The organism is Parvibaculum sp., assembly GCF_035511255.1.
Lineage (GTDB): Bacteria > Pseudomonadota > Alphaproteobacteria > Parvibaculales > Parvibaculaceae > Parvibaculum.
Genome location: NZ_DATKFR010000119.1, coordinates 1 through 6,022, shown reverse-complemented (window position 1 = coordinate 6,022; position 6,022 = coordinate 1). Strand labels below are relative to the sequence as shown.

The 6,022-nt window shown below is 63.6% G+C and carries 7 protein-coding genes; 6 read left to right on the top strand and 1 reads right to left on the bottom strand.

Going from position 1 to position 6,022, the window contains the following annotated elements; genetic code table 11:
* Window positions 1–9 precede the first annotated feature (9 nt).
* Window positions 10–882: an ATP-binding protein gene (locus VMR03_RS04240; RefSeq protein ID WP_325402603.1), complete on the bottom strand. Its 873-nt coding sequence runs from the start codon at window positions 880–882 to the stop codon at window positions 10–12.
* 224 nt (window positions 883–1,106) lie between these two features.
* On the opposite strand from VMR03_RS04240, the gene yajC reads away from it, so the two are divergent.
* The 6 genes from yajC to VMR03_RS04210 form a co-directional block, all read left to right on the top strand.
* Window positions 1,107–1,430, top strand: coding sequence for a preprotein translocase subunit YajC (gene yajC / locus VMR03_RS04235; protein ID WP_325402601.1), 324 nt, complete (start codon window positions 1,107–1,109; stop codon window positions 1,428–1,430).
* Window positions 1,431–1,496: 66 nt separating this feature from the next.
* Window positions 1,497–3,104, top strand: a complete 1,608-nt coding sequence (gene secD, locus VMR03_RS04230; RefSeq protein ID WP_325402600.1) for a protein translocase subunit SecD — start codon at window positions 1,497–1,499, stop codon at window positions 3,102–3,104.
* 16 nt (window positions 3,105–3,120) lie between these two features.
* Window positions 3,121–4,068, top strand: a complete 948-nt coding sequence (secF, locus tag VMR03_RS04225) for a protein translocase subunit SecF (protein WP_325402599.1) — start codon at window positions 3,121–3,123, stop codon at window positions 4,066–4,068.
* Window positions 4,069–4,072: 4 nt separating this feature from the next.
* Window positions 4,073–4,441: an Mth938-like domain-containing protein gene (locus VMR03_RS04220; protein ID WP_325402598.1), complete on the top strand. Its 369-nt coding sequence runs from the start codon at window positions 4,073–4,075 to the stop codon at window positions 4,439–4,441.
* 142 nt (window positions 4,442–4,583) lie between these two features.
* Window positions 4,584–5,186, top strand: a complete 603-nt coding sequence (locus VMR03_RS04215; RefSeq protein ID WP_325402596.1) for a urate hydroxylase PuuD — start codon at window positions 4,584–4,586, stop codon at window positions 5,184–5,186.
* A 119-nt stretch (window positions 5,187–5,305) separates the two neighbouring features.
* On the top strand, window positions 5,306–6,022 hold a 717-nt coding region (locus tag VMR03_RS04210; RefSeq protein ID WP_325402594.1), incomplete at its 3' end, for a phytoene/squalene synthase family protein.

Below are 6,022 nucleotides of genomic sequence, written 5' to 3'. Positions count from 1 at the left end.
CTAGACGTTTCAGTCGAGCGTCTGGCCGAGACGTCCCGCGAGATCCTGGATGAACTGCCAGGCGGTGCGGCCGGACCGGTTGCCGCGCGTCGCCGCCCATTCGATGGCCTCGGCGTGCAGCGCTTCCTTGCCGATCTTCAGCCCGTAATGCGCGGCATAGCCTTCGACCATCTCCAGATAGTCGGCCTGGCTGCAATTGTGGAAGCCGAGCCAGAGGCCGAAGCGGTCGGACAGGGAAACCTTTTCCTCCACCGCTTCCGACGGATTGATCGCCGTCGAGCGCTCATTGTCCATCATGTCGCGCGGCATCAGATGCCGCCGGTTGGAGGTCGCGTAGAAGAGCACGTTGCGCGGCCGCCCCTCGATGCCGCCTTCGAGCACCGCCTTCAGAGACTTGTAGCTTGCGTCGTCGTGGTCGAAGGAGAGGTCGTCGCAAAAGATGAGTGCGCGGCGCGGCTGGGCGCGCAGCAGGCCCATCAGCCGGGGCAGGCTCTCGATATCCTCGCGGTGGATTTCGATCAGGATCAGCCGGTCGGCGGATTTCGCGGGCAGCGGCGCGTTGATCGCCGCATGGGCCGCCTTCACCAGCGAACTTTTGCCCATGCCCCGCGCGCCCCAGAGAAGCGCGTTGTTGGCTGGCAGGCCGCGCGCGAAGCGGGCCGTGTTGTCGATCAGGATGTCGCGCACGCGATCGACGCCGCGCAGCAGCGAAATATCGACCCGCGAGACTTCCGGCACGGGCTCGAGCGACGGCCCCTCGGCGTTCCAGATGAAGGCGTCCGCCGCGTCGAGCGCCGCCACCGGGGCGGGCGCGGGCGCAAGCCTCTCCAGCGCTTCGGCAATGCGGCGCAACAGCTCTGAATCGGGTCCGGTCTGGGCCATGATGAAAGTGTCTCCGGCGGATTGGGGGGCGGACCCTATCATCCCGTTCAGCTTACGAAAATGCTCGACGCCGCCAAAGGTTAAGGCATCGGGGCGATTTTTCCGACCGGTTTGCAAATACGCACCCTGCCGGTATAGTCCGGCGCAAATGTGCCTGCCGATACGGTCGGCGCAAGGTGAAATACCGAAGGCCCGGTTTCCGGCGCCTCTAGTGGAGATACTGAATGTTTGGCCAGACCGGCGGAGGCAGCACGGATTTCATCGTCTCGCTGTTTCCCTTCATCGCGCTTTTCGCGATCATGTATTTCCTCGTGCTCCGGCCGCAGCAGAAGCGGCTGAAGGATCATCAGGCCATGGTCGCCAATGTGCGCCGCGGCGATACGGTCGTGACCTCGGGCGGCATCATCGGCAAGGTGAGCAAGACCGACGACCTCGAGGTGCAAGTCGAAATCGCCGAGGGCGTGAAGATTCGCGTGGTCAAGAGCACGCTGGCGGAGGTCCGTTCGAAATCGGAGCCCGTGCCGGCGAACGCCAATACGCCTTCCTGAACTGGCCTGAAACGGGTTTGACCGCTGCCGGCGCCATTGCCGGAGCGGCTGGGGACGAGAGCCGACATGCTGCATTTTGAACGCTGGAAGATCGCGCTGATTGCGTTGGTCACGCTTGCCGGCATCTTCTTTACCGCGCCGAATTTTCTGCCGAAGGGCGCGCTGAGCGGCCTTTCCTTCCTGCCGCAGAAGCAGATCAACCTCGGTCTCGACCTCAGGGGCGGTTCCTACATGCTGCTGCAGGTCGACACGGCCTCCGTAAGCCGCGACCGCCTGCAACAGCTCGTCAACGACGTCCGCAAGACGCTGCGCAAGGAAAATGTCCTCTATACCGGCCTCGGCGTGAACGGCGACGCGGTCACGGTGCGCATCTCGAACCCCGAGGATGTCGAAAAATCCACCAAGGCGATCCGCGATCTGTCGAGCGTGGTCACCGCCAATCTGCTCAGCGGCGGTCTTCCCGCCCGCGACCTCGACGTCGCGACGTCGGGCGGCCTCATCACCGTGAAGCTGACCGAAACGGCGAAGATCGCCCGTGCGCAGTCGGCGATCCAGCAGTCGATGGAAATTGTCCGTCGTCGCATCGACGAGTTGGGCACAACCGAACCCGTCATTCAGCAGCAGGGCGCCGACCGCATTCTGGTGCAGGTGCCCGGCCTCGACGATCCGCAGCGCCTCAAGAAACTTCTCGGTCAGACGGCGAAACTCAACTTCCGCCTCGTCGACAGCTCGACCACGGCGCAGCAGGCTTTGGCCACGCACAACATTCCGGCCGGCTCCGAAGTTCTCTACATGACCGAAGATCCGACGCGTCCGCTGCTCGTGCAGCGCCGCGTGATGGTCGGCGGCGACAGTCTGGTCGACGCGCAGCCGGGTTTCGACTCGCGTTCAGGCGAGCCCATCGTCAGCTTCCGCTTCGATTCGACGGGGGCGCGGCTCTTCGGCGAGGTCACGCGCGACAATGTCGGCAAGCCTTTCGCCATCGTGCTCGACGACAAGGTCATCAGCGCGCCGGTGATCCGCGAGCCCATTCTCGGCGGCACGGGCCAGATCAGCGGCAACTTCACCGTCCAGCAGGCGAACGACCTCGCGATTCTGCTGCGCGCGGGCGCGCTGCCGGCACCGCTCAATATTCTCGAAGAGCGGACCGTCGGTCCAGGCCTCGGCGCCGACTCAATCCGGGCGGGCACTATCGCCTCGATCATCGGCTCGGTCGCCGTCATCATCTTCATGATCGCGGCCTATGGTCTCTTCGGCGTCTTTGCCAATCTCGCGCTGCTCGTCAACGTCGTGCTCATCATGGGCGTGCTGTCGATGCTGCAGGCGACGCTGACCTTGCCGGGCATCGCAGGCATCGTGCTCACGATCGGCACCGCGGTCGATGCCAACGTGCTGATCTACGAGCGCATCCGCGAGGAAATACGCTCCGGAAAATCGGTAATTGCCGCGATCGAAGCCGGTTACAACCGCGCCCTCGCGCCGATCATCGACGCCAACATCACGCATTTCATCTCGGCCGCCGTTCTCTTCGAGCTCGGCTCGGGACCCGTGCGCGGTTTCGCCGTGACGCTCGCCATCGGCGTCGTCACCTCGGTATTCACGGCGGTGACGGTGAACCGCCTGATCGTCGCGACCTGGGTGCGCCGCCGGCGTCCCAAGCTGCTCGTCCTGTGATTGGGGATTGCGACCAATGAAACGGCTGAAGCTCGTTCCGGACAACACGAACCTTCCCTTTGCCAGGTACGCCTCACTTGCCGTCGGCTTGTCCGTCGTGGTCATGGTCGCGTCGATCGTGCTCCTCTTCACGCGAGGGCTCAATTTCGGCATCGATTTCGAGGGCGGCACGGTCATCGAAATCGCGACCAAGGGACCGGCGGACATCGCCGGTCTGCGCGCGCACCTCAGCGGCCTCGGCATCGGCGAGGTGCAGCTCCAGAAATTCGGCGACGACAACAACGTCCTGATCCGCATCGGCGCCGCGCATGACGGCTCGTCGACCGACGACCAAGGGCAGATCGTCGTCCAGAAGGTGAAGGACGCCCTCGGCACGACGGTCGAATATCGCCGCATCGAAAGCGTGGGGCCGCAGGTTTCGGGAGAGCTCATCCGCTCGGCGACGATGGCCGTTCTGGTCGCGGTCGCGCTGATGTTCGTCTACATTTGGTTCCGCTTCGAATGGCAGTTCGGGCTCGGCGCCGTGCTGTCGATCTTTCACGATGTGCTCGCGACCATCGGCGTCTTCTCGCTCTTCCAGCTCGAGTTCAATCTGACGACGATCGCGGCGCTGCTGACCATCGTCGGCTATTCGATGAACGACACCGTCGTCGTCTTCGACCGCATGCGCGAGAACCTGCGCAAGTACAAGAAGATGGAATTGCGGGAGCTGATCGACCTCTCGATCAACGAGACGCTGTCGCGCACCATCATGACCTCGGTCACGACGCTGATCGCGCTCATCGCTCTCTTCGTCTTCGGCGGCGAGGTCATCCGCAGTTTCACCTTCGCGATGATCTTCGGCATCGTCATCGGCACCTATTCCTCGATCTACGTCGCGGCGCCGGTGCTGATCTGGATCGGCGTCAAGCGGGAATGGGGCACCACCTCGCTCGGCCGCGGCAAGGCCGAGAAGAAAGCCTGATCTCATGAAGCCCCGATTCGCCGGGCAGCCGCTCATCGACTCCTATGGCGATGGCGGTTTTCGGCTGAACGGGCAGATGTTCGACGGCTCGATCCTGCTCACACCGCGCGGGCTCTATCCGTGGGAGATCGCGGGCCTTGCCGAGGCGACCGCAGCCTCGCTCGCGCCGCTGGTCGAGTGCGCGGACGAGTTCGATTTTCTGCTCGTCGGCAGCGGCGCGGGATTTTCGCTTCTACCCAAAACAATTGTGGGCTTTCTGGCGGGAAAGAACATCGTCCCCGATGTCATGGGCACCGGCGCGGCCTGCCGGACCTACAACGTGCTGCGCGCCGAAGACCGCCGCGTGGCGGCGGCATTGATCGCCGTTTCATGAGATCGGACCCCACCGGAACGCTTGGCATTTGGTTCCGAAACTCCTAGCTTTGCGGGCAGGAATCGCGACTCAATGTCGCGCGGCGACCTTGCTGGGGCTGGTCGCGCGACCGGTCATCCGGCTAACGCAGGGGTAAACGCTCATGGCTGCCATTCTCACATCTCTCAGAAACACGGTGATCGCGGGCTTCGTGCTCGCGCTCGTCCTGCTGCTCATGTTCATCAACTGGGGCGGCACGCTCGACTATAATTTCTGGGCCTTCTTCATCCGCTGGCTGCATGTCGGCAGCGGCGTCATGTGGATCGGCCTGCTCTGGTATTTCAACTTCGTCCAGATTCCGAACATGCCGAAAATTCCCGATGAGCAGAAGCCGGCCATCGGCAAGGTCATCGCACCGGCGGCTCTCTTCTGGTTCCGCTGGGGCGCCATGGCGACCATCGTCTTCGGCATCATCCTGGCCCACATGAACGGCTATCTGCTCGACGCCTATACGCTCGGCGCGCTGAACGGGTTCGAGGTCCACAAGGACATCGCGATCGGCATCGGCATGTGGCTCGGCACGATCATGTGGTTCAACGTCTGGTTCGTGATCTGGCCGAACCAGAAGATCGCGCTCGGCATCGTCGATGCGCCAGCCGACGCGAAGCCGAAGGCTGCCCGCACCGCGATGCTCTTCTCGCGCACCAACACGCTGCTTTCGATCCCCATGCTCTTTGCCATGGTGTCGGCGCAGAATATCTATTGATCGCATAAGATCGGCGATCGACCGGAGCGGGGCCGTTGCCAAACGGCCCCGTTTCCATTTGGACCTGAGCGATGGACGGAATTTCATCTGCGGAAAGCCTAAGGGCGTGCCTTGACGAGGTGCGGCGCCTCGATCACGACCGTTTCCTGTCGCTGCTTTTTGCGCCTTCGGGCAAGCGCCCCGCGCTCGTCGCGCTCTACGCCTTCAACGCGGAGATTGCGCGCATCCGCGAAGCCGTCAGCGAGCCGATGCTCGGCCAGATCAGGCTGCAATGGTGGCGCGAGACGATCGAGGCATTGGAGGCGGGCGAGGCGAGGGGGCACGACATCGCTATTGCCCTGTCCGCGACGAGAACGATTGCGCCGCTTCCAGCCAGCAGGCTCATGGCGCTGATCGACGCCCGCGAGCGCGATCTCGACGAGACGCCTTTTGAGGATATGGCGGCGCTCGAGGCCTACGCCGAAGCGACATCCTCCAGCCTGATGACGCTCGCCGCGACGGTACTGGCAAGCCCGCAGCTCGACGCGGTGGACAAAGCATCGGCGACAATCAAATCCGCCGGTATCGCCTACGCCCTGACCGGCCTCTTGCGCGCATTGCCGCTCCATGCGTCGCAGGGAAAGCTCTTTCTGCCGCTCGATCTACTGCGTGCGCACGACATCGATCCGCATCGGATATTTGCCGGGGAGATATCGGAAGGGCTGCGCTTCGCCATCACCGAGATCGCGGTCCGGGCGAGGGCGCTTCTGGTCGAGGCGCGACGTTGCGGGGTCGACAGGTCGATCCTTCCGGCCCTTCTCCCGGCGTCGCTTTGCGACCGTTACCTCGACATCATG